We start from the raw sequence: 24,846 nt of genomic DNA on the forward strand, positions 1-24,846 counted from the left end.
TTCTTGCCTGGCGTGCCGCCGCTCGCCGAACGAGCGACGGATGCCGTTACGCGATCATGCCTCGTACGCGGCCGGCCGGATCGCGATGATGCGCGAACCCGGGAACCGCGCGGTGAACGTGCTGCCGCGCCCTTCCTCGCTTTGCACGTACAGGTGCGCATCGTGCCGCTGCAGCACATGCTTGACGATCGCGAGCCCGAGCCCCGTGCCGCCCGTATCGCGCGAGCGGCTGCGGTCGACGCGATAGAAGCGCTCGGTCAGCCGCGGCAAGTCGGCGGCCGGAATGCCGAAGCCGCTGTCCGTGACGGAAAACACGCCCTGCGCACCCTCGCGCCGCCACGACACGACGATCTTGCCGCCATCCGGCGTATAGCGGATCGCGTTCGTGACGAGATTCGCGAACGCGCTGAACAACTCCGTCTGCGCGCCCGTGACGCCGAGCGTCTCGTCGATCGAGAACGCGATGTCGTGATGCCCGTTCGACAGCGTCTGCGCGTCCTCCTTCAGATGGTCGAACACGGCGCGCATGTCGATCGCATGATCGACCGGCGGCTTGCTCTCGCCCTCCAGCTTCGCGAGCACCAGCAGATCGGTAACGATGTGCCGCATCCGCGACGCCTGCTGCTCCATCATCTCGAGATAGCGAGCGCGGTCTTCCTCGTTCAGCGGCAGCTCGCGCATCGTCTCGAGGAAGCCGGACAGCACGGTGAGCGGCGTCTTCAATTCGTGCGACACGTTCGCGACGAAGTCGCGCCGCATCGCGTCGGTACGCTCGAGCTCGGTGATGTCTTGCGTGAGCAGCAGCTTGCGGTTCTCGCCGTACGGAAACACCTGCACGGCCAGCACGTTCTGCCGCGCACCGCCCATACCGCGCATCACGAGCGTCTCGTCGTAATGCTGCGCATTCAGGTAGCGGACGAACTCGGGATGACGCACCAGGTTCGTGATGTGCTGGCGCAGGTCGCGCTTCGCATCGAGACCGAAATGGACCTCGGCGATCGCGTTGCACCACTCGATCTGGTCGTGGTCGTCGAGCATCGCGACGCCGTTCGGCGAGGCCTGGATCGCCTGGATGAAGCGCGAATGCTGCTGTTCGACCTGCCGCACCTGCGCATGCCACTGCTTCGCGAGCTTGTGCAAACGGTAGTAAATCTCGCCCCAGATGCCCGGCGCGCTCGGCACTTCGCCGTAGACGGGCGCATCGAGCAACCGCCACAGACGCTGCGTATGGAAGGTGCTGAAAAAGCCCTGCGCGATCAGCATCACGGCCACGAACACGAGGCCCGCGGTCGGGCCGGCAAAGACGCCGACCAATACGCCGATCAGCACGAGCAGCACGAGCGACACCAGAAAGCGCGCCCAGATGATGTTCATGATTCAGCGTCCGAAAGAATGAACGGCATGCCGTGGCACACGGCATGTCCGGATACGTTACGCGTGCTTGGCGAGCCGGTAGCCGCTGCCGCGCACGGTCTCGATCATCGCATCGCAGCCGGCCGGTTTCAAGGCCGCGCGCAATCGTTTGATGTGCACGTCGACGGTTCGCTCTTCGACGAACACGTGGTCGCCCCACACCTGGTCGAGCAATTGCGTGCGGCTGTGCACGCGCTCCGGATGCGTCATGAAGAAATGCAGCAGGCGGAATTCGGTCGGGCCGAGATCGAGCTTGATCTCGCTGCCCTCCGCATGCGCGGCGACGCGATGCGTGGCCGGGTCGAGGCGCAGCCCGTTGATCGACACGACGTCCTCGGTCAGCTGCGGCGCACGACGGCGCAGCACGGCCTTGATGCGCGCCATCAGTTCCTTCGGCGAGAACGGCTTCGTCACGTAGTCGTCCGCGCCGATCTCGAGGCCGAGCACCTTGTCCTGCTCGTCGCCGCGCGCGGTCAGCATGATGATCGGGATGTGTTTGGTCCGTTCGTTGTTGCGCAGGTCGCGCGCGAACGCGATACCGGACTTGCCCGGCAGCATCCAGTCGAGCAGCACGAGATCGGGCAGCACGTCGCTGATCAGGTTCTGCGCCTGTTCGGCGTTGTACGCGCGGATCGGGCAATGACCGGCGTGCTGGAGATTCACCGAGATCAGTTCGGAAATCGCGGGCTCATCTTCAACGACGAGAATGTTGCTGGGCATCGGCACCTCTTTTCTTCCTGTACGTTGTCGCGTTAACTGTTGGCTTCGCGGTCGAGCGTGTCGCGCGGCTGGTGCCGCACGTCCGTGCCCTTCACGATGTAGATGATGAATTCGGCGATGTTCTTCGCGTGGTCGCCGATCCGTTCGATCGCCTTCGCGATGAACAGGTAATCGAGGCCGACCGAGATCGTGCGCGGATCTTCCTGCATGTACGACACGAGCTTGCGCACGAACGCGCGGAATTCCATGTCGATCTCCTTGTCGTCCTTGACGATCTGCGCGGCCGCCACCGTATCGAGACGCGCAAACGCGTCGAGCGCGCGGCGCAGGATCGTCACGGCCATCTCGCCCGACACCTTGATCTCGGCGATGTTGACCGCGCGCGCGGCCGGCTCGTCGACCAGGCGGCGCACGCGCTTCGCGATCTTCTCTGCCTCGTCGCCGGCGCGCTCGAGGTTCGTAATCGTTTTCGAAATCGACATCAAAAGACGCAGGTCGCGCGCGGCAGGCTGCCTCCGCGCGATGATGTTGCCGCATTCCTGGTCGATGTCGACTTCCATCGCGTTCAGCGTTTCCTCGGCCGCGATCACCTTCTCGGCCGCATCGCGATCGAATTCGTTGAGTGCGTGCATCGCGCCGACGATCTGCGACTCGACGAGCCCGCCCATTTCCAGCACTTTCGACGACACGGCATTCAGGTCCGCGTCGAACTGGCTCGACAGATGTTTATCCGACATGGCTGTTGTTCTCCGTCATCAGCCGAAGCGGCCGGTGATGTAGTCTTCCGTTTCCTTGCGCACCGGCTTGATGAAGATCTTCTCGGTTTCACCGAACTCGATCAGCTCGCCCAGGTACATGTAGGCCGTGTAATCCGAGCAGCGCGCTGCCTGCTGCATGTTGTGCGTGACGATCACGACCGTGTAGTCGCTCTTCAGCTCCGCGATCAGCTCCTCGATGCGGCCCGTCGAGATCGGGTCGAGCGCCGAGCACGGCTCGTCGAGCAGCAGCACTTCCGGACGGATCGCGATGCCGCGCGCGATGCACAGACGCTGCTGCTGGCCGCCCGACAGGCCGTAGCCGCTCTGGCCAAGCTTGTCCTTCACTTCGTTCCACAGCGCGGCCTTCGTGAGCGCCCACTCGACGCGGTCGTCCATTTCCGAGCGCGTGAGCTTTTCGAACATCTTCACGCCGAACGCGATGTTGTCGTAGATCGACATCGGGAACGGGGTCGGCTTCTGGAACACCATGCCGATGCGCGCGCGCAGCAGCGAGATGTCGCGCTTCGTCGTCAGCAGGTTCTCGCCGTCCATCAGGATTTCGCCTTCGGCGCGCTGCTCCGGATAGAGCGCGAACATCTTGTTGAACGTGCGCAGCAGCGTCGACTTGCCGCAGCCCGACGGGCCGATGAACGCCGTCACCTTCCCTTCGGGAATGCGCAGGTTGATGTTCTTCAGCGCATGGAACTTGCTGTAGAAGAAGTTGAGGTTGTTGACCTCGATCTTCGCGTTCAGCGGCGCGAGCGGGCGATCGTTCGCCGCGTCGTGCGTGCCGGCGGGCGCTGCGGTGCGCTCGACGGGATTCAGGTGGCTCTCTGCCATATTCATCGGATTGCTCCGCCGTTACTTTTTCGAGAAGACCGAGCGCGCCAGGATGTTGAGTCCGAGCACCCCGAGCGTAATCAGGAACACGCCCGCCCATGCGAGCGACTGCCATTCCGCGAACGGGCTCATCGCGAACTTGTAGATCGTCACGGGCAGGTTCGCCATCGGCTGGCTCATGTCCCACGAGAAGAACTGGTTCGACAGCGCGGTGAACAGCAGCGGCGCCGTTTCGCCGGCGATCCGCGCGACCGCGAGCAGCACGCCCGTGATGATGCCGCCCACCGATGCGCGCAGCGTGATCTTCAGCACCATTCGCCACTTCGGCGTGCCGAGCGCGAAGGCTGCTTCGCGCAGCGCGTTCGGCACGAGCTTCAGCATGTTCTCGGTCGTGCGGATCACGATCGGGATCTGCAGCAGCGCGAGCGCGATCACGCCGGCCCAGCCCGAGAAGCGCCCCGACTTCGCGACGACGAGCGCGTACACGAACAGGCCGATGACAATCGACGGCGCGGACAGCAGGATGTCGTTGATGAAGCGGATCGTGCTCGCCAGCAGGTTCTTCTGGCCGTATTCGGCGAGATAAACGCCCGCGAGGATGCCGATCGGCGTGCCGACCAGCGTGCCGAAACCGCACAGCAGCAGGCTGCCGACGATCGCGTTCGCGAGACCGCCGCCTTCGGTGTTCGGTGCCGGCGTCGATTCGGTGAACAGCTGCAGCGACAGGCCGCCGATACCGAGATGCAGCGTCGTGTACAGGATCCACACGAGCCACAGCAGGCCGAACGCCATTGCGCCGAGCGATGCGGCGAGCGCGACCGCGTTGACGGCCTTGCGCTTGCGCTGCAGGCGCTCGCGCATCGCTTCGAGCACGGCGCCGTCCGGCCCCGGGAAATTCATGATGGGCTCGCTCATTTCTTGCCCTCTCCCTTCTCGAGACGAAGCAGCAGCAGTTTGGAGATGGACAGCACGATGAACGTGATCACGAACAGGATCAGGCCCAGTTCCATCAGCGCGGACGTATGCAGGCCCGGCTGCGCCTCCGCGAATTCGTTCGCGAGCGCCGACGTGATGCTGTTGCCCGGCGCGAACAGCGACACGCTGTCGAGCAGGTTCGTGTTGCCGATCACGAACGTCACGGCCATCGTCTCGCCGAGTGCGCGGCCGAGGCCGAGCATCACGCCGCCGATCACGCCGGTCTTCGTATAGGGCAGCACGACCTTCCACATCACTTCCCAGGTCGTGCAGCCGATCCCGTATGCCGATTCCTTCAGCAGCACGGGCGTGACCTCGAACACGTCGCGCATCACCGACGCGATGTACGGGATGATCATGATCGCGAGAATCACGCCGGCCGCGAGGATGCCGATGCCGATCGGCGGGCCGGACGTCAGCGGCCCGAGCACCCACACGTCCTTGAGCAGATGGCCGAGCGGCTTCTGGAAGTATTCGGCGAAGATCGGCGCGAACACGAGCAGCCCCCACATGCCGTATACGATCGACGGAATCGCGGCGAGCAGCTCGATCGCGATGCCCAGCGGGCGGCGCAGCCACACGGGCGACAGCTCGGTGAGGAACAGTGCGATGCCGAAACTGACGGGCACCGCGATGACGAGCGCAATGACCGACGTCACGATCGTGCCGTAGATCGGCACGAGTGCGCCGTAGATGTCCGAGTTGGGATCCCACTCGGATTGCCACAGGAAGCCGAGGCCGAACTTCTGGATGGTCGGCATCGACGCAATGATCAGGGAAACGATGATCCCGCCCAGCAGCAGCAGGGTCACGATCGCGGCGAGCCGTGCGAGGCCGCCGAACAGGACGTCGCCGAGGCGGCTCGGCGCGCGCTGCTGCGCACTGTCGGGCGATCGGGAGGACGTGTATGAAATATCAGACATGGGTGCCTGCTTTTGATCGCCGGGCGCCGTAACGCCCGGCTTTACCGCACACGCTGCCCGACCGGCGCGGCCGGGCAGCGAACCGCTGCAATGCTTACTCGGCGGCGACCGGCTTGCCCGATGCGTCCGTCACTTTCGTCTTCCACTGCTTGCGGATTTCCATCTCGACCGTTGCCGGCAGCGAGATGTAGTCGAGGTTGTCCGCAGCCTTCTCGCCGTTCTTGAACGCCCAGCTGAAGAACTTCAGCGTTTCCGCGCCCTGCTCCGGCTTGTCCTGCTTCGCGTGCAGCAGCACGAACGTCGCGCCGACGACCGGCCATGCTTCCTTGCCCGGCTGGTTCGTCAGGATCTGGTAGAACGACTTCGACCAGTTCGCGCCGGCGGCAGCGGCCTTGAACGTTTCCGTCTTCGGCTCGACCACCGTGCCCGTCGAGTTCTTCAGCGCGGTGTAGGTCATGTTGTTCTTCTTCGCGTACGCCCACTCGACGTAGCCGATCGCGCCCGGCAGGCGCTGCACGAAGGCCGCGACGCCGTCGTTGCCCTTGCCGCCCGTGCCCGTCGGCCAGTTGACCGTCGTGCCTTCGCCGATCTTCGACTTCCACTCGTCGTTGACCTTCGACAGGTAGTTCGTCCAGATGAAGCTCGTGCCCGAGCCGTCAGCACGGCGAACGACGGCGATGTCCGTATCCGGCAGCTTGACCTTCGGGTTCAGCGCGGCGATCGCCGGATCGTTCCACTTCTTGATCTTGCCGAGGTAGATGTCGCCGAGCACCGGGCCCGACAGCGTCAGTTCACCGGCCTTCACGCCCGGCACGTTGATGACCGGCACCACGCCGCCGACCACCGTCGGGAACTGGAACAGGCCTTCCTTAGCGAGCTCTTCATCCTTCAGCGGAGCGTCCGAACCGGCAAAATCGACCGTCTTCGCGACGATCTGCTTCAGGCCGCCCGACGAACCGATACCCTGGTAGTTGACCTTCGCGCCGCCGGACTGCTGGTAGTCGGCAGCCCATTTCGTATAGATCGGCATCGCGAACGTGCTGCCTGCGCCCGTGATGTCGGCAGCTTGCGCGGCAACGGCGAAAAGCGCGCCAGCCAGGCCGGCAATCGCGGTTTGCATCAATTTCATGAGACCTCCAGTGTGTGAGCGGATGACTACGGCACCGCGAAGGTTAGGGGCTCCTCATGACGGTAATGTGACAATCGATGAAACTGGCGTGACAGTAACATGACTGGTTGAAAGGGAGTATCGGGTGCGGCGCGGGCGGCGCCTGCAGGCACCGGAATGGCAGAGGCAGCAAGAATTGCCTGCCTGGCAAGGACGGGGTGGACACCCGTTTTTCGGGTGCGCCGGCGGATCGTAGCGCAGCGTCGGCGGTACGGGAAGCCCCTGCCCGCGGTGGGCGCGATATCAGGGGTCGGAAGTTATCTTCAGTCAGGCGATGCGTTGATCGACGCGACACACTATAGGTAGCGCAAACCTTTGCGTCTGACGAAATTGCGGCGCCCGAAGGCGCCGCATGCCGATTTACCGGAGAACCGGCGCGCGGACGGCAGGCCGCCCCGCGCCGATATCGTGCGTCAGGTCGTCGCCGCGCGCACCGCGTCGGCAATCGTCTCCGCATGGCGGACCGCATCGGCCGCCTGCTGCGCTTCGACCATCACGCGCAGCACGGGCTCGGTGCCCGATGCGCGGATCAGCACGCGGCCGCTGCCGGCGAGTGCAGCTTCGGCCGCGTCGATCGCGGCGCGAATCGACGCGCTGCCCTTCCAGTCGGCGCCCGGCTTCATCCGCACGTTGATCAGCTTCTGCGGAAACAGCGTGACGCCATCGAGCATCTGCGCGAGCGTTCGGCCGCTGCGCTTCAGCGCGGCCAGCACGAGCAGCGCCGACACGATGCCGTCGCCGGTCGAATGCCGGTCGAGCGACAGGATGTGGCCCGAGCCTTCCGCGCCGAGCTGCCAGCCGTGCTCGCGCAATTGCTCGAGCACATAGCGGTCGCCGACCGCCGCGCGGACGAATTTCACGCCCTCGCGCTGCAGCGCGACTTCGACGGCGAGGTTCGTCATCAGCGTGCCGACCGCACCTTCGACCTTGCCGTCGGTCGCGATCCGGTCCTTCACGAGCACGTAGAGGAGTTCGTCGCCGTTGTACAGGCGCCCGGTCGCATCGACGACCTGCAGGCGGTCCGCATCGCCGTCGAGCGCAATGCCGAGATCGGCGTGGTTCGCCCGCACCGCGCGCACCAGCGCGTCGGGCGCGGTCGCGCCGACGCCGTCGTTGATGTTGAAGCCGTTCGGCGCGACACCGATCGGAATCACGTCAGCGCCGAGCTCGTGGAACACATGCGGCGCGACCTGGTACGCGGCACCGTGCGCGCAATCGACCACGAGCTTCAACCCGCGCAGGTCGAACGTAGCCGGGAACGTGCTCTTGCAGAACTCGATGTAGCGACCGGCCGCGTCGTCGAGGCGGCGCGCCTTGCCGAGGCCGTCGGACGACGCGCACTCGAGCGGCTTGTCGAGCCACGCTTCGATCGCGGCTTCGGTGTCGTCGGGCAGCTTGTTGCCGTCAGCGGAGAAAAACTTGATCCCGTTGTCGTGATACGGGTTATGCGACGCGCTGATCACGACGCCGGCCGACAGGCGCAGCGCACGCGTCAGATATGCGACGCCCGGCGTCGGCATCGGGCCGGCCAGCATCACGTCGACGCCGGCCGCCGAAAAACCGGCCTCGAGCGCAGCTTCGAGCATGTAGCCCGACACGCGCGTGTCCTTGCCGATCAGCACCGTCGGCCGCGAGCCTGCCGCGACGTCGGCCGAGCTGGCCAGCACCTTGCCGGCCGCGTAGCCAAGGCGCAATACGAAATCCGGCGTGATGGGCGCCTCGCCCACCGTGCCGCGAATGCCGTCCGTGCCGAAATATCGACGTCCCATGGCGAATCTTCCTCCTTCGTCTTCTGACTTATCGTTGCCGCGCGGCTTCGCGCACGGCATTCCAGACTTTCAGCGCATCGACCGTCGCCGCGACGTCGTGCACGCGCACGATCGCCGCACCGCGCTCGACCGCGCACAACGCGGCCGCCACGCTCGCCGCGACGCGCTCCATCGGCGGCTTGCCGCCGATCACCGCGCCGAGCATCGACTTGCGCGACATGCCCGCGAGAATCGGATAAGCGCGCCCGTCGGGCCGCACGGGCGCCGTGTCCGGCAACGCGGCCAGCAGCGCATAGTTGTCGTCGACGACCGCCTTGCCGAACCCGAAGCCGGGATCCACGCAGATCCGCTCCGGCGCAATGCCCGCGTCGCGCAGCGCCTGCGCGCGCGCGGCGAGAAACTCGCGCACGTCGGTCACGACGTCGCCGTAGTCTGGCTCGCCGACCTGCATCGTCTGCGGCTCGCCGAGCATGTGCATCGCGCACAGCCCGCAGTTGCCGTCGCGCACCGCGTCGATCGCACCCGGCTGGCGGAATCCCCAGATGTCGTTGATCAGGTCCGCGCCGGCGGTCAGCGCCGCGCGCATCACGGCCGGCTTGTAGGTGTCGACCGACAGCGGCACGTTCAGCGGCCGCAGCGCCTCGACGAGCGGGATCACGCGCGCGAGTTCCTCGTCGAGCGGTACGGGCGGCGCGCCGGGGCGCGTCGATTCGCCGCCGATATCGAGGAGATCCGCGCCTTCGGCGATCATGCGCTCGGCCTGGCGCAGCGCATCGTCGCGCGCGAGGAAGCGGCCGCCGTCGGAGAACGAATCGGGCGTGGCGTTGAGAATGCCCATCACGAGCGGGCGCTCGAACGTCAGTGCGAAGCGGCCGCACTGGAGCGGCGCGGGAACGGATGGAGTAACAGCGGAATCGGACACGAGCGACTGGCGTGGTTGAATGCAAAACGGGCCGGTGTGAAGCCACACCAGCCCGTGAACGGTGCTAAAGCGGAGGTTATGCCGCCGGCGAAGCAGGCGCCGGCGCGTTGCCGGGCTTGACCTCGGCGCTGCTGCCACCGCCCGACGAATCGCCGCCGACGGCCGGCGAGTTCTTCGGCGAGCGCGGCGGACGGCCTTCCATGATGTCGTTGATCTGATCGGCGTCGATCGTCTCCCACTCCATCAGCGCGGCCGTCATCGCTTCGACCTTGTCGCGGTTCTCTTCGAGCAGGCGGCGCGCAAGGGTGTACTGATCGTCGAGCACGCGGCGGATTTCCGAATCGACCTTCTGCTGCGTCGCTTCCGAGATCGTGCGCGTGAAGCCGCGGCCGAACGGCGACGCATCGTTCTCGTCGTCGACGTAGACCATCGGTCCGAGCGCGTCGGTCATGCCGAAACGGGCCACCATCGCACGTGCCGTCTGCGTTGCCTTGTTGAAGTCGTCCGATGCGCCGGTGCTGACGAGATTCATGAACAGCTCTTCCGCCACCCGGCCACCGAACAGGATCGCGAGGCGGTCCAGCAGGTAGTCCTTCGAGTACGTCTCGTTGTCATGCTCCGGCAACTGCCACGTGACGCCAAGCGCACGGCCGCGCGGGATGATCGTGACCTTGTGCACCGGGTCGGCCTTCGGCAGCAGCTTCGCGACCACCGCGTGGCCCGACTCGTGGTAAGCGGTCGCGCGCTTCGCTTCCTCGCGGATCACGGCCGACTTGCGCTCCGGACCCATGAAGATCTTGTCCTTCGCGTCCTCGAAATCCTGCATCTCGACGATGCGCTTGCCGCGGCGTGCCGCGAACAGCGCAGCCTCGTTCACGAGGTTCGCGAGATCGGCGCCCGAGAAGCCCGGCGTGCCGCGTGCGATGACTGCCGCATCGACGTCGTTCGCGATCGGCACCTTGCGCAGGTGCACGCGCATGATCTGCTCGCGGCCGCGGATGTCCGGCAGACCGACGTAGACCTGACGGTCGAAACGGCCCGGACGCAGCAGCGCCTTGTCGAGCACGTCGGAACGGTTGGTCGCGGCGATCACGATCACGCCCGAGTTCGCCTCGAAGCCGTCCATCTCGACCAGCATCTGGTTCAGCGTCTGTTCGCGTTCGTCGTTGCCGCCGCCCATGCCGGCGCCGCGATGACGGCCGACCGCGTCGATTTCGTCGATGAACACGATGCACGGCGCATGCTTCTTCGCCTGCTCGAACATGTCGCGCACACGGGCCGCGCCGACGCCGACGAACATTTCGACGAAGTCCGAACCCGAGATGCTGAAGAACGGCACCTTCGCTTCACCCGCGATCGCGCGGGCGAGCAGCGTCTTGCCGGTACCCGGCGGGCCGACGAGCAGCACGCCGCGCGGAATGCGACCGCCCAGCTTCTGGAATTTCTGCGGATCGCGCAGGAAGTCGACGAGCTCGGACACTTCTTCCTTCGCTTCGTCGCAGCCCGCGACGTCGGAGAAGTTCACCGCGTTGTTGTTCTCGTCGATCAGCCGCGCTCGCGACTTGCCGAACGAGAAGGCGCCGCCTTTGCCGCCCCCCTGCATCTGCCTCATCATGTAGAACCAGAACACGATGATCAGGATCGTCGGCCCGAGGTAGTACAGCGCGGACATCAGCGCATTCGGCTCGTCGTCGGCCTTGCCGCTGACCTGCACGCCGTACTTCATCAGATCGCCGACCATCCAGATGTCGCCGGGCGACACGATCTGGTATTTCTGGCCATCAGCCGGAGTGACGGTGAGGTTGCGCCCCTGAACGATGACGTTCTTGACCTTGCCGTTCTTGGCGTCGTCCATGAACTGCGAATAGGACACGCCTTCCTGGACGCGGGGCTTGTCGAACTGCTTGAACACCGTAAACAGCACCAGTGCGATCACTAACCACACCGCTGCCTTCGAAAACATATTGTTGTTCAAAGCACCACTCCTTCACTCGTAGACGAGCGCCTACATTTTCCTTGCGGCGCCCCTCGGTCATTCTAATCCAGTCCGACCACCCTCGCCATAAGCATTGACAACCGCCGCGATAGCGCTTCGCTTGTCTGGCAAGGGCCGGAGCCCGTTTGCGGCACCCCGCTACACATCAGCGCGGATGCTTCAGATGCCGACCCAAAATGAACGTTTCGGACGATTTGTCGCGGGACGCCTTGGGCTTGCGCGGCGCGACGGTCTTAAACTGCTGTTTGAATTTCTCGACGATCTGGCTGTAGCCGCTGCCGTGAAAGCATTTCACGAGCAGCGCACCGTCCGGCTTCAGATGGTTCTGCGCGAATTCGAGCGCCAGATCGCAGAGATGCTCGATGCGCGCCGCGTCCGCCGAGGCCACACCGGAGAGGTTGGGGGCCATGTCCGAAATAACAAGGTCCACCGCGCGGCCTTCGAGCACTTCCTCGAGCTGGTGGAGCACTTCGTCCTCGCGGAAGTCGCCCTGGATGAAGTGGACGTCGGCGATCGGCTCCATCGGCAGCAGGTCGAGCGCGATGATCGTGCCGTCGATGCCGCCTTCGCGCTCGGTATCGCGCTTCTTGCCCTGCGCGAGCTTGTTGCGGGCATACTGGCTCCAGCTGCCCGGCGTCGCGCCGAGATCGACGATCACCTGGCCCGGACGGACCAGCTTGTCCTGCTCGTCGATTTCCTTCAGCTTGTACGCGGCACGCGCGCGATAGCCCTCCCGCTGCGCCATTTTGACGTACGGGTCGTTGATGTGGTCGTGCAGCCAGTGCTGGTTAAAGCGGTTTTTTGCCATTCGAGAGAGAGATTGCTGCCATTTGCTTCGTGAAGCCGCGCTTTTAGCGGATAATACGCGTCTTCTTCGCGCGGCTGCGGCCCCTTTTCAGGCCCAAGCCGCGATTTTACGTGGTTTCGGCGCACGGCTGACGCGGTAACTTCCCGCGATCGTTTTTCAGGCCGCGTGCCCCTATTTAGATTTCGACATTTCCATGCCCGCCCTTTCGCTTTCTCCCGCCGAGCGCTCCGCGCTGCGCTCCCAGGCCCATGCGCTCAAGCCCGTCGTGCTGATCGGCGCCGAAGGGCTGACCGACGCCGTGCTGAAGGAAATCAAGGTGCACCTCGCCGCGCACCAGCTGATCAAGATCCGCGTGTTCGGCGACGAGCGCGACGAACGCATCGCGATCTACGACGAGATCTGCGACCGCCTGAGCGCGGCACCGATCCAGCACATCGGCAAGCTGCTGGTGATCTGGAAACCCGAGGCCGCCGCAGCGGCCCCGGCCCGCGGCCGTCGCGCCGGCACGCTGCCGAGCGCGGCCGAAGCCGCCGACGACAGGAAAGGCCGCGCACCGCGCACGGTCAAGGTCGTCAAGGTATCGCCGAACGCGAGCCCCGTGCGTCGTCCGAAGCCGACGAAGGTCGTCGTGCGCGGCAACGAGCGCGTGACGGCAGGCGGCAACGTGAAGCGCGCGAAAAAGCGCCAGGCAAGCACCAAGCGGCCGCACCAGGACAAGTAAAACGCGTACGCGGCACGGGTCACGCCGTGCCGCGCTGCGCTCAGGCGTCGCGCGCCGGCAGACGCCAGATCAGCATCAGCCCCAGCACGCTCTCGACGAGATAGAACACGCTCGAGACGCCGTGCAGCATCCCGAAGCGACTCGCGTACGGCGAATTCGCGATATCGGTGCCCGCGTCCATCGCGGCCACGCGCAGCGCGTTCATGAACGGCTGCAGCGCGAAATACCCGACCAGCACGCACACGACCATCGCGGCGACGATCCAGCGCACGCGGCGATATTCGCTGCTGCCGCGCCGCACCTGCTGGTTCGACAACGCGAGCAGCAGCACGCCGCACACGACACCGAGGATCGCCTCGATACGGAACAGCTGGGCGGCGACCGAACCGGCCGTCATCCGCTCCAGCGTCTTGAACAGCACGGGCGCGACCGCATACCCGATCGTCAGCAGGCTGCCGACCCACACGGCCGACAGCAGACGGAACACGCGATGCGGCATTACGTCGCCCCGCTTCAGATGTAGCTGACCGAGATGATTTCGTATTCGCGCACGCCGCTCGGCGCCTGCACGGCCGCGACGTCGCCTTCGGACTTGCCGATCAGCGCACGCGCGATCGGCGAGCTGACCGAGATCAGGCCGTGATCGATATCGGCTTCGTCGTCGCCGACGATCTGGTATTTGACGGTGTCGCCCGACTCGAGATCCTCGAGCTCGACCGTCGATGCGAAGACCACGCGGCCTTCGGCATCGAGCACGGTGGGATCGATGACCTGCGCGGCCGACAGCTTCGATTCGATTTCCGCGATACGACCCTCGATGAAGCCCTGCTTTTCCTTCGCGGCATCGTATTCGGCGTTTTCGGACAGATCGCCCTGTGCGCGGGCCTCCGCGATCGCGTTGATCACGGCCGGCCGCTCGACGGATTTGAGGCGCTGCAATTCATCGCGCAGTTGCTCTGCGCCACGCTTTGTCAACGGAATGGTGCTCATAAACGGCTCAATCGCTAAAAACGGCTTTAAAAAAAATCACCGCGATTAAGCGCGTTTCCGATGAACCGGAAACACCGCTTAACCGCGGCACGTATTGCTTCGACAGGTAACTGACTGCTTAGTTTAGGCGAGCGTGAAGACCTTGTAAATCATAGACTTCCAGATCCTTCAGGTAGCGCAAGCCTTCAACGGCCGCGCGCGCGCCCGACATCGTCGTGTAGTACGTGACCTTGTGCGCCTGCGCGCTCATGCGGATCGAACGCGAATCGGCGATCGCCTGGCGCGTCTCGTCGACCGTCGTGAACACGAGGGCGATCTCGCCGTTCTTGATCATGTCGACGATGTGCGGGCGGCCGTCCTTCACCTTGTTCACAACCTTCACCGGCACGCCGGCCGCCTCGATCGCGGCAGCCGTGCCCTTGGTCGCGACGATCGGGTAGCCGAGGTCGTGCAGCATGCGCGCGACTTCGACGGCCTTCGGCTTGTCGGCGTCCATCACGGTCAGCAGCACCGTGCCCGACTCCGGCAGGCGCGAACCGGCCGCGAGCTGCGACTTGAACAGCGCTTCGCCGAACGTCTGGCCGACGCCCATCACTTCGCCGGTCGAACGCATTTCAGGCCCGAGGACCGGATCGACGGTCGGGAACTTCACGAACGGGAACACGGCTTCCTTCACGCTGAAGTACGGCGGCTCGACTTCCTTCGTCACGCCCTGCTGCGCGAGCTTCTGGCCGACCATCGCGCGCGCCGCGATCTTCGCGAGCGGCAGGCTGGTGGCCTTCGACACGTACGGCACCGTGCGCGACGCGCGCGGGTTCACTTCGAGCACGTAGATGATGTCCTGCTTCGAACCGTCCGCCTGCGGCACCTGCTGGATCGCGAACTGCACGTTCATCAGGCCGACCACGTTCAGCGCCTTCGCCATCGCGCCCGTCTGGCGCTTCAGCTCGGCCACGGTTTCCTTCGACAGCGAGTACGGCGGCAGCGAGCATGCCGAGTCGCCCGAGTGGACGCCCGCCTGCTCGATGTGCTCCATCACGCCGCCGATGAACACGGCTTCGCCGTCGCAGATGCAGTCGACGTCGCACTCGATCGCGTCGTTCAGGAAGCGGTCGAGCAGCACCGGCGAATCGTTCGACACCTTCACGGCCTCGCGCATGTAGCGCTCGAGGTCGCGCGGCTCGTGGACGATTTCCATCGCGCGGCCGCCCAGCACGTACGACGGACGCACGACCAGCGGGTAGCCGATTTCCTCGGCAAGCTTGAGCGCTTCGTCTTCCGCGCGCGCGGTGCGGTTCGGCGGCTGGCGCAGGCCGAGATCCTGCAGCAGCTTCTGGAAGCGTTCGCGGTCTTCGGCGGCGTCGATCATGTCCGGCGACGTGCCGACGATCGGCACGCCGTGCGCCTCGAGGTCGAGCGCGAGCTTCAGCGGCGTCTGGCCGCCGTACTGGACGATCACGCCGACCGGCTTTTCCTTGTCGACGATCTCGAGCACGTCTTCGAGCGTCAGCGGCTCGAAGTACAGGCGGTCGGACGTGTCGTAGTCGGTCGACACCGTTTCCGGGTTGCAGTTGACCATGATCGTTTCGTAGCCGTCCTCGCGCATCGCGAGCGCCGCGTGCACGCAGCAGTAGTCGAACTCGATGCCCTGGCCGATCCGGTTCGGGCCGCCGCCCAGCACCATGATCTTCTTGTTCGTGGTCGGTTGCGCCTCGCACTCTTCCTCGTAGGTCGAGTACATGTACGCGGTTTTCGTCGCGAATTCGGCCGCGCAGGTGTCGACGCGCTTGTAGACCGGGCGCACGTTCAGCTCGACGCGGCGGCGGCGGACGTCTTCCGGCGTCGCGCCGAGCAGCTTCGCGAGGCGGCGGTCGGAGAAACCGCTCTGCTTCAGGTAGCGCAGCTCGTCGAACGTCAGCGACGCGAGCGTGCGGCCGGCGAGCGCCTTTTCCTTCAGGATGATCTGCTCGATCTGATGGAGGAACCACGGGTCGATCGCGGTTTCCGCGAAAATTTCCTCGGCCGTCATGCCGATGCGGAACGCGTCGCCGACATACCAGATGCGGTCCGGGCCCGGCTCGTGGATCTCGATCGCGATCTCGTCGCGGTCGGTCGACTTCTCGTCGAGACCGTCGACGCCGACTTCGAGGCCGCGCAGCGCCTTCTGGAACGATTCCTGGAACGTGCGGCCGATCGCCATCACTTCGCCGACCGACTTCATCTGCGTCGTCAGGCGCGAATCGGCTTCACGGAACTTCTCGAACGCGAAACGCGGGATCTTCGTGACGACGTAGTCGATCGTCGGCTCGAACGACGCCGGCGTCTGGCCGCCGGTGATTTCGTTCTTCAGCTCGTCGAGCGTGTAGCCGACCGCCAGCTTCGCGGCGACCTTCGCGATCGGGAAGCCGGTCGCCTTCGATGCGAGCGCCGACGAACGCGACACGCGCGGGTTCATTTCGATGACGACCATGCGGCCGTCCTTCGGGTTGATCGAGAACTGCACGTTCGAACCGCCCGTGTCGACGCCGATCTCGCGCAGCACCGCGAGCGATGCATTACGCAGGATCTGGTATTCCTTGTCGGTGAGCGTCTGCGCCGGCGCGACCGTGATCGAGTCGCCGGTGTGCACGCCCATCGGGTCGAGGTTTTCGATCGAGCAGACGATGATGCAGTTGTCGGCGCGGTCGCGCACGACTTCCATCTCGTATTCCTTCCAGCCGAGCAGCGATTCCTCGATCAGCAGTTCGCGCGTAGGCGACAGGTCGAGACCGCGCCTGCAGATTTCCTCGAACTCTTCGCGGTTGTACGCGATGCCGCCGCCCGAGCCGCCGAGCGTGAACGACGGACGGATCACGACCGGATAGCCGCTGCCGCCGGTGCCCGCCATGATCTCGGCGTGCACCTTGGTCGCTTCTTCCATCGAGTGCGCGATGCCCGACTTCGCGGAGCCGAGACCGATCTTGGTCATCGCTTCCTTGAACTTCTGGCGGTCTTCCGCCTTGTCGATCGCTTCCGGCGACGCGCCGATCAGTTCGACGCCGAACTTCTCGAGCACGCCGTGGTGGTGCAGGTCGAGCGCGCAGTTCAGCGCGGTCTGGCCGCCCATCGTCGGCAGGATCGCGTCCGGGCGCTCCTTCTCGATGATGCGCGCGACGACTTCCCACGTGATCGGCTCGATGTAGGTCACGTCGGCCGTGTTCGGGTCGGTCATGATCGTCGCCGGGTTGCTGTTGACGAGAACGACCTTGTAGCCCTCCTCACGCAACGCCTTGCAAGCCTGCGCGCCCGAATAGTCGAACTCGCACGCCTGGCCGATGATGATCGGGCCGGCGCCGATGATGAGGATGCTTTTGATGTCTGTGCGTTTTGGCATGGCTTGTGAATTCAATAAGTAATCGTTGTCGTGGGTCGGCCGGCAGCGCTCAGCTCATGGTCGCGAGCGCGAGCTTCACCGAGAAACCGATGAACAGGCCGCCCACGCTGCTCGCCGCGCCTGCCGCGAGCTTGCGGCGGCGGCGGAAGTGCTCGGCGAGCCGCGCACCCGCGAAGATCAGCGTGCTCAGGTACAGGAAGCTCGCGCATTGCGCGATCGCCCCGAGCACGACGAACGACAGCGCGGGATGCGGGAATGCCGGGTCGACGAACTGGATGAAGAACGAAATGAAGAACAGGATCGCCTTGGGATTCAGCAGGCTCACGATCAGCGCCTTGCGAAACGGCCGCTCGCCGTCGACCGCCTGCGGTGCCTCGGCGGGCTCGCCCGCCGGCGCGCGCAGCTTGCGCCACGCGCTGCGCAGCATGCCGGTGCCGATGTAGAGCAGATACGCGGCGCCGCCGTACTTGACGACGGAGAACAGCAGCGGATTCGCCTTCAGCAGCGAAGCGACGCCCGCGGCGGACAGCACCATCAGCACCGTGTCGCCGACGAACACGCCGCAGGCCGCGCGATAGCCGGCCTTCACGCCGCGCTGCGCCGCGAGCGACAGCACGTACATCGAGTTCGGCCCCGGCAGCAGGATGATGAAGATCACGCCGAACACGTAGGTCCAGATATCCGTGATGCCGAGTGCGTGGCCGAACATGATGCGAATCTCCCGTCCTTCGGTTGCGTCGGTTGCGTTAGGCGTTGCGCTGCTTCGCCGCGTCCATCAGCGCGGTGAAACGGTCGAACAGATAGCCGATGTCGTGCGGGCCCGGCGACGCTTCCGGGTGGCCCTGGAAGCAGAACGCCGGCTTGTCGGTCAGCTCGAAGCCCTGCAGCGTGCCGTCGAACAGCGACACGTGCGTCACACGCGCGTTGGCCGGCAGCGAATCCGCATCGACCGCGAAGCCATGGTTCTGCGACGTGATCACGACTCGACCGTCGCCGAGATCCTTCACCGGGTGGTTCGCGCCGTGGTGGCCCGTCTTCATCTTCAGCGTCTTCGCGCCGACCGCGAGGCCCATGATCTGGTGGCCGAGGCAGATGCCGAAGGTCGGCACGCCGCGCTCGATGAATTCCTTCGTGGCCGCGATCGCGTAATCGCACGGCTCCGGATCGCCGGGGCCGTTCGACAGGAAGATGCCGTCCGGATTCAGCGCGAGCGCATCGGCCGCGCTCGCCTGTGCGGGCAGCACCGTGACCTGGCAGCCGCGTTCCGCGAGCATGCGCAGGATGTTGTACTTGACGCCGAAATCGTACGCGACGACGCGGTACTTCGGCGCTTCCTGCATGCCGTAGCCGCTGCCGAGGCGCCATTCCGTCTGCTTCCACTCGAACGGCTTCGTGGTCGACACGACCTTCGCGAGATCCATGCCGGCGAGGCCCGGGAACGAGCGCGCGAGCTCGATCGCCTTCGCCTCGTCGTCCGAGCCGGCGAGAATGCAGCCGTTCTGCGCGCCCTTGTCGCGCAGGATGCGGGTCAGCTTGCGGGTATCGATGCCGGCGATCGCGACGACGCCTTCGTCGCGCAGGTAATCGCCGAGCGTGCGGTCCATGCGGAAGTTCGATGCGAGCGTGGGCAGATCACGGATGATCAGGCCGGCGGCATGGACTTTCGTGGCTTCGACGTCTTCGGCGTTGACGCCGACGTTGCCGATATGCGGGTAGGTGAGCGTGACGATCTGGCGCGCGTAGCTCGGATCAGTCAGGATTTCCTGATAGCCGGTGATCGCGGTATTGAACACGACTTCGCCGATCGTATGGCCTTCGGCCCCGATCGAATAACCACGAAAGACCGTGCCGTCGGCGAGTGCAAGCAAGGCGGGAGAAAAAGACGGCAACACGGGAGGCTCCTTGGGGAACACCCTGCTGCCGACCTGTTTACCCTGCCGCGCGAGCGCCGCGCTGCGTGGGCGCGCGTAGTCGCTAGCTGGACGCGGCCTGCGTTGTCGAGACGCGAACCCGGCGCGTGGCGCACGAGGCTTCGCGGCATCGCCCGGCAGGCGGCGTGCGGCGGATGAACGGGATGAATGAGGTAGGCGCTAGGGTGCGAGGTTGATCAGCACAAACTTTCAAATTATAGCCCGAAAATGGCCCTATCTTCAATCGATATGGCCGTCCGATCATGCGCGCGCCGCCACCGGCAGCGCGGTACGGCGTACGCGCAACGGCGCACGCTCGACGTGCTGCGGCCCCGTTTCCGCAGCCGCCCCACCTACCAGCGTACCGCCGGATCAGTGCGCTTGGCCAGCGCCGCGCGCGGGCCACACGTACCAGACCGCGCTCGCGAGCTGCAGCGCGAGCAGCACGCCCCATGCGGTGAGGTGCGCGGCGGCCGGATAACGGCCGTCGACCGCGGGCCAGTGCGACAGCACCGCGCCGACACCGATCTGGAACGCAAAGATCAGCAGGAAGATCACCAGTGTGAGCGTCGTGTTCGCGCGGCCGATCAGGTGGGCGGGAAAGTGCCCGGCCATCACCGCATAGGTCAGGATGCCGACGCCGCCGAACATCCCGTATGCAGCCCACAGCACGGCCGGCGGCAACGGCATGCGCGCGACGATCGCGACCTGCGTCGCGACGAACAGCGCCATGCCGACCCCGCAGAATACGTAGACGGACACGCCGCGCCGCTCGAGCACGCGCGCCGCGGCGCCGAAGCCGACGCAGCCGGCCATCATCGCGAAGCCGAGCACCGACACGAGGCGCGCGGCATGCGGCGCATCGAACCCCGCGACGTCGCGCAGGTACGGCCCGACCCACAGCGACTGCATCGCGTAAAACACGCCCTGCGTGACGACCGAGAACGACGAGATCTTCCAGAACGCGCGGCTGCTCAGGATGTGCCACGTGCCCTTGAACTGGCTGACGAGCCCGCCCTGGTGGCGCACCTGCTTCGCTTCGGGCGCGCCGAGGCCGATCGAGGCCGCGACGATCACCGTCAGCACCGCGAGGCCGAAACAGATCGCGCGCCAGTTCGTCCAGCCGAGCAGCCAGGTCAGCGGCGAACCGACCACGACGCCGCCGAGGCCGCCAACCGCCATCACGAGGCCGTTGACGAGCGGCAGCCGGCCGACCGGGAAATGCTGCGCGAGCGCCTTGAACGCCGCGCCGAGACACACCGACACGCCGACGCCGATCAGCAGCCGGCCGATCATCATCGTGCCGATGCCATGCGCGGCGCCGAACACGGCGGCGCCGGCCGCGGCGAACATCAGCATGCCGGCCGTCACGCGGCGCGGGCCGAAGTGGTCGAGCATCACGCCGGCCGGAATCTGCGCGCCCGCGAAACCAAGAAAATAGAGACTGGTGAGCAGGCCGAGATCGGCGGCCGACAACCCGAGCTCATGCGTGACGAACGGCGCGAAGCCCAGATTGACGCCACGAAACACATACGACACGAAATACCCGATCGAAAACAGCGCGAGCACCCTCACCTGCACCGACGACATCGCTCCCCCTCGTTATATGAAGACTGTCGAAACGGCGCGGCGCCCTCGCACCGCGCGCAAACGAAAACGCCGTCACCTCGGTGACGGCGTTTCGTTGCAATTCGTCGGATGATAGCGCAATCGCGCGGCCCGGACCGGCCGCCCACCGCGCTTCGCAGCCGCGTTACTTCTTCTTGCCCTTGGCCGGCGCGGCCTTCGCGGGTGCAGCTTTCGCAGATTTGACCGATTTAGCCGCCGGCTTTGCCGCGCCGCGCTTCGCGCCGTGCGACTTGCCGCCCACCGCCAGGCTCGCGCGCTCGATGCGCGCACCGCCGACCGACGTCGCGATCCGCTCCGGACCGGGTTCCGCCGGCACCGAGCGGCCGACCGGCACGTGCAGCACGAGCGCCTGGCCCGGCATCGCGAGATCGCGGTGCGTGCGGTTCCACGCCTTGAGCTGGCCGACCGACACGCCGTAGCGGCCGGCGATCGCCGCCATCGACTGCTTGCGGCGCACGCGGATCAGCATCTTGCGCGTGTCGGGTACGTCGGGCTCCATCGCGAGCGCGCCGTTTTCGGCGACGTCGGCACTGATGTCCTCGTCGTCGTCATCGCCGCGCGGCACGACGATCGTCGAACCCGGCTTCAAGCGCATACCGGCCGGAATCTTGTTGACCGACATCAGCGTATCGGCGTCCACGCCGATCTTCTCGGCGATCGCGGCCGGCCGCGCACGTTCGCTGACCGTATAGGTGGTCCACGTCGAAAGCTGGCCGTTGTATGACTTCAGGTTCTTCTCGAACGCGGACGCGTTGTCGAACGGCAGCAGGATCTGCGGTTCGGTCGCGCCGAGGATCACCGGCTTCGCGAACGACGGGTTCAGCGAGCGGAATTCGTCGAGCGACAGGTTCGCGAGCTTCGCGGCGACCGCGACGTCGATGTCGCGCGACGTCGTGACCGTCACGAAATACGGGTGGTTCGGGATGTCCGGCAGCGTCAGGCCGTACTGCTTCGGGCTCGCGATGATGTTCTTCACCGCCTGCAGCTTCGGCACGTAGTTGCGCGTCTCGTTCGGCATCCGCAGGCTCTGGTAGTCGGTCGGCAGGCCGGCCGCCTGATTGCGCGCGATCGCGCGCTGCACGTTGCCCTCGCCCCAGTTGTACGCGGCCAGCGCCAGATACCAGTCGCCGAACATGTCATGCAGGCGCGACAGGTAGTCGAGCGCGGCGCTCGTCGACGCGAGCACGTCGCGCCGTTCGTCCTGCCACATGTTGCGCTTCAGGTTGTACGTGCGGCCCGTGCCGGGCATGAACTGCCACATGCCGGCCGCCTTCGCGACCGACAGCGCCTGCGGGTTGAACGCGGACTCGATGAACGGCAGCAGCGCGAGCTCGGTCGGCATGTGACGCGCCTCGAGTTCCTCGACGATGTGATACAGGTACTTCTGCGAGCGCTCGGTCATGCGCTGCACGTAATCGGGACGCTGCGTGTACCAGGTCGTCTGCATGTCGACGAGGTCGCTCTGCAGGTCGGGCATCTGGAAGCCGCGACGGATGCGGCCCCAGAGATCGGAGTCCGCACTGGTCAGGTCGCCGACGGATTGCTTGTCGACGTCGACAGTTTCTTTGGCGGTGGCTGATTTACGGAGGTAGTTGGACGCCGCCTGCGGATCGGCGGCGTTGTTGGCGACAGGAGCCTGGCTCGCACAAGCGGCGAGTAGCAGGACCACCATCGCACTCAATATAAGTCGCATGAAAATCTCGGCTTCCGACGGCTGGAAATTGCTGGCGATACTACGGAAGTGCGTGCTTCACGTCAATAAAAACACCGAAAACTCAGCGAAATCCTACATTTGGAGCAATTTTTACAGACACCGCTTGAGCTTTGGAGTCCTCCGAAAATGATCATCTGAACCGGTTTTTCCACTCGCGCATCAGCGTGAACGCCGCCAGACGATCCGGCACCGTTTCGTGAAGCTCGGCCTCGAGCGTCGCATGGATGGCGGCGCTGTCCGCGCGCATGAACGGGTTCACCGCGCGCTCGTGCGCGATCGTCGTCGGCAGCGTCGGCACGCCGCGCGCGCGCAGCGCCTGCGCGTCGTCGCGCCACGCGGCGAGCGCCGCATTGCCGGGCTCGCACGCGAGCGCAAAGCGGATGTTCGACAGCGTGTATTCGTGTGCGCAATGCACGCGCGTGTCGCCCGGCAGCGCCGCGAGCGCATCGAGCGACGCCAGCATCTGCGCGGGCGTGCCCTCGAACAGGCGGCCGCAGCCGCACGAGAACAGCGTGTCGCCGCAGAACACGTGCGGCACCGCGGCGCCCTGCCCGGCCGCCTGGAAATAGGCAATGTGGCCGCGCGTATGGCCGGGCACGTCGAGCACGTCGAACGCGACGGCCGGTGCGTCGAGCGTCACGCGATCGCCGCCCGAAAGCGGCCGCGTGACCACGCCGATCGCCTCGGCCGCGGGGCCGTAAACGGTGAGCGGCACATCGGCCGGTTGGCTATTGCGCAGCGCCTCGACACCGCCGACATGGTCGGCGTGATGGTGCGTGAGTAAAATAGCGGTCAACCGCCAGCCTCGTTCGGCAAGAACCCGGCGCACCGGCGCGGCTTCACCCGGATCGACGGCGATCGCATCGCGGCCGTCCGAGACGAGCCAGATATAGTTGTCTTCGAATGCCGGGACCGGCACGTATTCCAGCTCGTTCATGGGCGCGCAACCATCGTTATGCCTGATCGTCAAATTATAGACTGGCCCGCCTGGACCGACTCGCCTCCCGGCCGCTACGTGCTGGACTGGGAGCAGGCGCAGCTCGACCGGATCGTGTCCGACGTCTTCGGGTTCCACGCGCTGCAGCTCGGCCTGCCGCAGCTCGACGCGCTGCGCGAGAACCGCATGCCGTATCGCGGCCTCGTGCTCGATCCGGCGAGCGGCGCGAGCGCGCCGTACCAGTATCCGTGGGCGCGCGAAGCGCACGCGCCGGAGCACGCGCCCGCCGATCGCAGCACGACGTGGTGCGACCTGCTCGACCTGCCGTTCGAGTCGCAGAGCGTCGACCTGATCGTGATGCCGCACACGCTCGAATTCACGTCCGACCCGCACCGCCTGCTGCGCGAGGCCGAGCGCGTGCTGATGCCGGAAGGCCAGCTCGTGATCACCGGCTTCAATTCGCTCAGCCTGTGGGGCATGCGGCAATCGTTCGGGCGCATGGCGAACCACCCGTTCGTGCCGGCCACGCGCGACCAGATCGCGTTCATCCGGCTCAAGGACTGGATCAAGCTGCTCGGTTTCGACCTCGAACGCGGCCGCTTCGGCTGCTACCGGCCGCCGCTCGTCACCGACAAGTGGCTGGCCCGCTACGGCTTCATGGAAGCCGCGGGCGACCGCTGGTGGCCGATCTTCGGCGCCGTCTACATGGTGACGGCCGTCAAGCGCGTGCGCGGCATGCGCCTCGTCGGCCAGATCAAGATGAAAAAACCCGTGCTCGCGCCAGGCCTGACGCCCGCGGCCTCCCCGACCACCCATCAAGAACATTCATGACAATCGATACGATCGACATCTATACCGACGGCGCCTGCAAGGGCAACCCCGGCCCCGGCGGCTGGGGCGCGCTGATGCGCTACGGCGACCGCGAAAAGGAGCTGTTCGGCGGCGAGCCCAACACGACCAACAACCGCATGGAGCTGATGGGCGTGATCGCCGCGCTCGAGGCGCTGAAGCGGCCATGCCAGGTGATCGTGCACACCGATTCGCAATACGTGCAGAAAGGCATCAGCGAGTGGATCCACGGCTGGAAGAAGAAAGGCTGGGTCACCGCGGCAAAGACGCCCGTGAAGAACGCCGACCTGTGGAAGCGGCTCGACGCGCTCGTCGCGCAGCACGAGGTCGAGTGGCGCTGGGTCAAGGGTCACGCGGGCCATCCCGAAAACGAGCGCGCGGACGCGCTCGCGAATCGCGGCGTCGAATCGCTCACGGCCTGAACGCCGGCC

At 65.7% G+C, this 24,846-nt stretch carries 22 protein-coding genes; 3 read left to right on the forward strand and 19 right to left on the reverse strand.

Annotated features, from left to right (window positions below):
* Positions 1-54: 54 nt before the first annotated feature.
* From phoR to ACNQQL_RS22475, 11 genes are all read right to left on the reverse strand, one after another.
* Positions 55-1,374: a phosphate regulon sensor histidine kinase PhoR gene (gene phoR / locus ACNQQL_RS22425; protein WP_072435859.1), complete on the reverse strand. Its 1,320-nt coding sequence runs from the start codon at positions 1,372-1,374 to the stop codon at positions 55-57.
* 57 nt (positions 1,375-1,431) lie between these two features.
* Entirely contained in the window at positions 1,432-2,133 is a 702-nt protein-coding gene (gene phoB, locus ACNQQL_RS22430) for a phosphate regulon transcriptional regulator PhoB (RefSeq protein ID WP_027787869.1), read from the reverse strand.
* 32 nt (positions 2,134-2,165) lie between these two features.
* A complete protein-coding gene (gene phoU, locus ACNQQL_RS22435; protein ID WP_034183285.1) occupies positions 2,166-2,870 on the reverse strand; it encodes a phosphate signaling complex protein PhoU in 705 nt (234 codons plus the stop codon).
* Positions 2,871-2,888: 18 nt separating this feature from the next.
* Positions 2,889-3,737 carry a phosphate ABC transporter ATP-binding protein PstB gene (gene pstB / locus ACNQQL_RS22440; RefSeq protein ID WP_072435860.1) on the reverse strand — a complete coding sequence of 283 codons (849 nt, stop codon included), beginning with the start codon at positions 3,735-3,737 and terminating at the stop codon, positions 2,889-2,891.
* Positions 3,738-3,752: 15 nt separating this feature from the next.
* Positions 3,753-4,646, reverse strand: coding sequence for a phosphate ABC transporter permease PstA (pstA, locus tag ACNQQL_RS22445; RefSeq protein ID WP_347065759.1), 894 nt, complete (start codon positions 4,644-4,646; stop codon positions 3,753-3,755).
* Positions 4,643-5,629, reverse strand: a complete 987-nt coding sequence (gene pstC, locus ACNQQL_RS22450; RefSeq protein WP_347065761.1) for a phosphate ABC transporter permease PstC — start codon at positions 5,627-5,629, stop codon at positions 4,643-4,645. Before pstC ends, pstA begins: the two co-directional genes overlap by 4 nt.
* Positions 5,630-5,723: 94 nt before the next feature.
* Positions 5,724-6,758 carry a phosphate ABC transporter substrate-binding protein PstS gene (gene pstS, locus ACNQQL_RS22455; RefSeq protein ID WP_347065763.1) on the reverse strand — a complete coding sequence of 345 codons (1,035 nt, stop codon included), beginning with the start codon at positions 6,756-6,758 and terminating at the stop codon, positions 5,724-5,726.
* 452 nt (positions 6,759-7,210) lie between these two features.
* Complete coding sequence (glmM, locus tag ACNQQL_RS22460; RefSeq protein ID WP_347065765.1) at positions 7,211-8,566, reverse strand: phosphoglucosamine mutase; 1,356 nt, start codon at positions 8,564-8,566, stop codon at positions 7,211-7,213.
* A gap of 28 nt (positions 8,567-8,594) precedes the next feature.
* Positions 8,595-9,536 (reverse strand): dihydropteroate synthase, encoded by a 942-nt coding sequence (gene folP / locus ACNQQL_RS22465; protein WP_347065767.1) that lies wholly within the window; start codon positions 9,534-9,536, stop codon positions 8,595-8,597.
* 28 nt (positions 9,537-9,564) lie between these two features.
* Positions 9,565-11,463, reverse strand: a complete 1,899-nt coding sequence (gene ftsH, locus ACNQQL_RS22470; protein ID WP_347065769.1) for an ATP-dependent zinc metalloprotease FtsH — start codon at positions 11,461-11,463, stop codon at positions 9,565-9,567.
* A gap of 166 nt (positions 11,464-11,629) precedes the next feature.
* Entirely contained in the window at positions 11,630-12,292 is a 663-nt protein-coding gene (locus tag ACNQQL_RS22475) for an RlmE family RNA methyltransferase (RefSeq protein WP_034183277.1), read from the reverse strand.
* A 193-nt stretch (positions 12,293-12,485) separates the two neighbouring features.
* Here ACNQQL_RS22475 and ACNQQL_RS22480 point away from each other — a divergent pair, with 193 nt between their 5' ends.
* Entirely contained in the window at positions 12,486-13,013 is a 528-nt protein-coding gene (locus tag ACNQQL_RS22480; protein ID WP_204426107.1) for a YhbY family RNA-binding protein, read from the forward strand.
* 40 nt (positions 13,014-13,053) lie between these two features.
* Here ACNQQL_RS22480 and ACNQQL_RS22485 read toward each other — a convergent pair whose 3' ends face one another.
* The 8 genes from ACNQQL_RS22485 to gloB all read right to left on the reverse strand — a co-directional run bounded on the left by ACNQQL_RS22485 (position 13,054) and on the right by gloB (position 23,566).
* Entirely contained in the window at positions 13,054-13,512 is a 459-nt protein-coding gene (locus ACNQQL_RS22485) for a DUF4149 domain-containing protein (RefSeq protein WP_006497614.1), read from the reverse strand.
* Positions 13,513-13,526: 14 nt separating this feature from the next.
* Entirely contained in the window at positions 13,527-14,003 is a 477-nt protein-coding gene (greA, locus tag ACNQQL_RS22490; protein WP_021163362.1) for a transcription elongation factor GreA, read from the reverse strand.
* A gap of 118 nt (positions 14,004-14,121) precedes the next feature.
* Positions 14,122-17,376 (reverse strand): carbamoyl-phosphate synthase large subunit, encoded by a 3,255-nt coding sequence (gene carB, locus ACNQQL_RS22495; protein WP_347065773.1) that lies wholly within the window; start codon positions 17,374-17,376, stop codon positions 14,122-14,124.
* 49 nt (positions 17,377-17,425) lie between these two features.
* A complete protein-coding gene (gene leuE / locus ACNQQL_RS22500) occupies positions 17,426-18,085 on the reverse strand; it encodes a leucine efflux protein LeuE (protein WP_072435870.1) in 660 nt (219 codons plus the stop codon).
* A 37-nt stretch (positions 18,086-18,122) separates the two neighbouring features.
* Complete coding sequence (gene carA / locus ACNQQL_RS22505) at positions 18,123-19,268, reverse strand: glutamine-hydrolyzing carbamoyl-phosphate synthase small subunit (protein ID WP_072435871.1); 1,146 nt, start codon at positions 19,266-19,268, stop codon at positions 18,123-18,125.
* Positions 19,269-19,658: 390 nt separating this feature from the next.
* The gene (locus ACNQQL_RS22510) at positions 19,659-20,876 is read right to left on the reverse strand and encodes an MFS transporter (protein WP_347065776.1); all 1,218 of its coding nucleotides are present in this window, start codon (positions 20,874-20,876) and stop codon (positions 19,659-19,661) included.
* A 163-nt stretch (positions 20,877-21,039) separates the two neighbouring features.
* Positions 21,040-22,608 carry a transglycosylase SLT domain-containing protein gene (locus ACNQQL_RS22515; RefSeq protein ID WP_347065778.1) on the reverse strand — a complete coding sequence of 523 codons (1,569 nt, stop codon included), beginning with the start codon at positions 22,606-22,608 and terminating at the stop codon, positions 21,040-21,042.
* A gap of 151 nt (positions 22,609-22,759) precedes the next feature.
* A complete protein-coding gene (gene gloB, locus ACNQQL_RS22520; protein WP_105392996.1) occupies positions 22,760-23,566 on the reverse strand; it encodes a hydroxyacylglutathione hydrolase in 807 nt (268 codons plus the stop codon).
* An 18-nt stretch (positions 23,567-23,584) separates the two neighbouring features.
* Between gloB and ACNQQL_RS22525 the strand changes: the two genes are divergently transcribed.
* Positions 23,585-24,397, forward strand: a complete 813-nt coding sequence (locus ACNQQL_RS22525) for a class I SAM-dependent methyltransferase (protein WP_152855224.1) — start codon at positions 23,585-23,587, stop codon at positions 24,395-24,397.
* Positions 24,394-24,837 (forward strand): ribonuclease HI, encoded by a 444-nt coding sequence (rnhA, locus tag ACNQQL_RS22530; protein WP_072435875.1) that lies wholly within the window; start codon positions 24,394-24,396, stop codon positions 24,835-24,837. Before ACNQQL_RS22525 ends, rnhA begins: the two co-directional genes overlap by 4 nt.
* Positions 24,838-24,846: the final 9 nt, after the last annotated feature.

This window comes from Burkholderia sp. LFS061, from assembly GCF_047978125.1.
GTDB lineage: Bacteria > Pseudomonadota > Gammaproteobacteria > Burkholderiales > Burkholderiaceae > Burkholderia > Burkholderia pyrrocinia_C.

Excerpts from the sequence above, each read along its gene's own strand:
- phoR (WP_072435859.1), bottom strand. The coding sequence starts at position 1,374 with ATGAACATCATCTGGGCGCGCTTTCTGGTGTCGCTCGTGCTGCTCGTG.
- leuE (WP_072435870.1), bottom strand. The coding sequence starts at position 18,085 with ATGTTCGGCCACGCACTCGGCATCACGGATATCTGGACCTACGTGTTC.
- pstS (WP_347065763.1), bottom strand. The coding sequence starts at position 6,758 with ATGAAATTGATGCAAACCGCGATTGCCGGCCTGGCTGGCGCGCTTTTC.
- ACNQQL_RS22525 (WP_152855224.1), top strand. The coding sequence starts at position 23,585 with ATGCCTGATCGTCAAATTATAGACTGGCCCGCCTGGACCGACTCGCCT.
- pstC (WP_347065761.1), bottom strand. The coding sequence starts at position 5,629 with ATGTCTGATATTTCATACACGTCCTCCCGATCGCCCGACAGTGCGCAG.
- ACNQQL_RS22510 (WP_347065776.1), bottom strand. The coding sequence starts at position 20,876 with ATGTCGTCGGTGCAGGTGAGGGTGCTCGCGCTGTTTTCGATCGGGTAT.
- ACNQQL_RS22485 (WP_006497614.1), bottom strand. The coding sequence starts at position 13,512 with ATGCCGCATCGCGTGTTCCGTCTGCTGTCGGCCGTGTGGGTCGGCAGC.
- phoB (WP_027787869.1), bottom strand. The coding sequence starts at position 2,133 with ATGCCCAGCAACATTCTCGTCGTTGAAGATGAGCCCGCGATTTCCGAA.
- carB (WP_347065773.1), bottom strand. The coding sequence starts at position 17,376 with ATGCCAAAACGCACAGACATCAAAAGCATCCTCATCATCGGCGCCGGC.
- ACNQQL_RS22475 (WP_034183277.1), bottom strand. The coding sequence starts at position 12,292 with ATGGCAAAAAACCGCTTTAACCAGCACTGGCTGCACGACCACATCAAC.
- ACNQQL_RS22480 (WP_204426107.1), top strand. The coding sequence starts at position 12,486 with ATGCCCGCCCTTTCGCTTTCTCCCGCCGAGCGCTCCGCGCTGCGCTCC.
- glmM (WP_347065765.1), bottom strand. The coding sequence starts at position 8,566 with ATGGGACGTCGATATTTCGGCACGGACGGCATTCGCGGCACGGTGGGC.
- greA (WP_021163362.1), bottom strand. The coding sequence starts at position 14,003 with ATGAGCACCATTCCGTTGACAAAGCGTGGCGCAGAGCAACTGCGCGAT.
- ACNQQL_RS22515 (WP_347065778.1), bottom strand. The coding sequence starts at position 22,608 with ATGCGACTTATATTGAGTGCGATGGTGGTCCTGCTACTCGCCGCTTGT.
- pstB (WP_072435860.1), bottom strand. The coding sequence starts at position 3,737 with ATGAATATGGCAGAGAGCCACCTGAATCCCGTCGAGCGCACCGCAGCG.
- rnhA (WP_072435875.1), top strand. The coding sequence starts at position 24,394 with ATGACAATCGATACGATCGACATCTATACCGACGGCGCCTGCAAGGGC.
- pstA (WP_347065759.1), bottom strand. The coding sequence starts at position 4,646 with ATGAGCGAGCCCATCATGAATTTCCCGGGGCCGGACGGCGCCGTGCTC.
- phoU (WP_034183285.1), bottom strand. The coding sequence starts at position 2,870 with ATGTCGGATAAACATCTGTCGAGCCAGTTCGACGCGGACCTGAATGCC.
- gloB (WP_105392996.1), bottom strand. The coding sequence starts at position 23,566 with ATGAACGAGCTGGAATACGTGCCGGTCCCGGCATTCGAAGACAACTAT.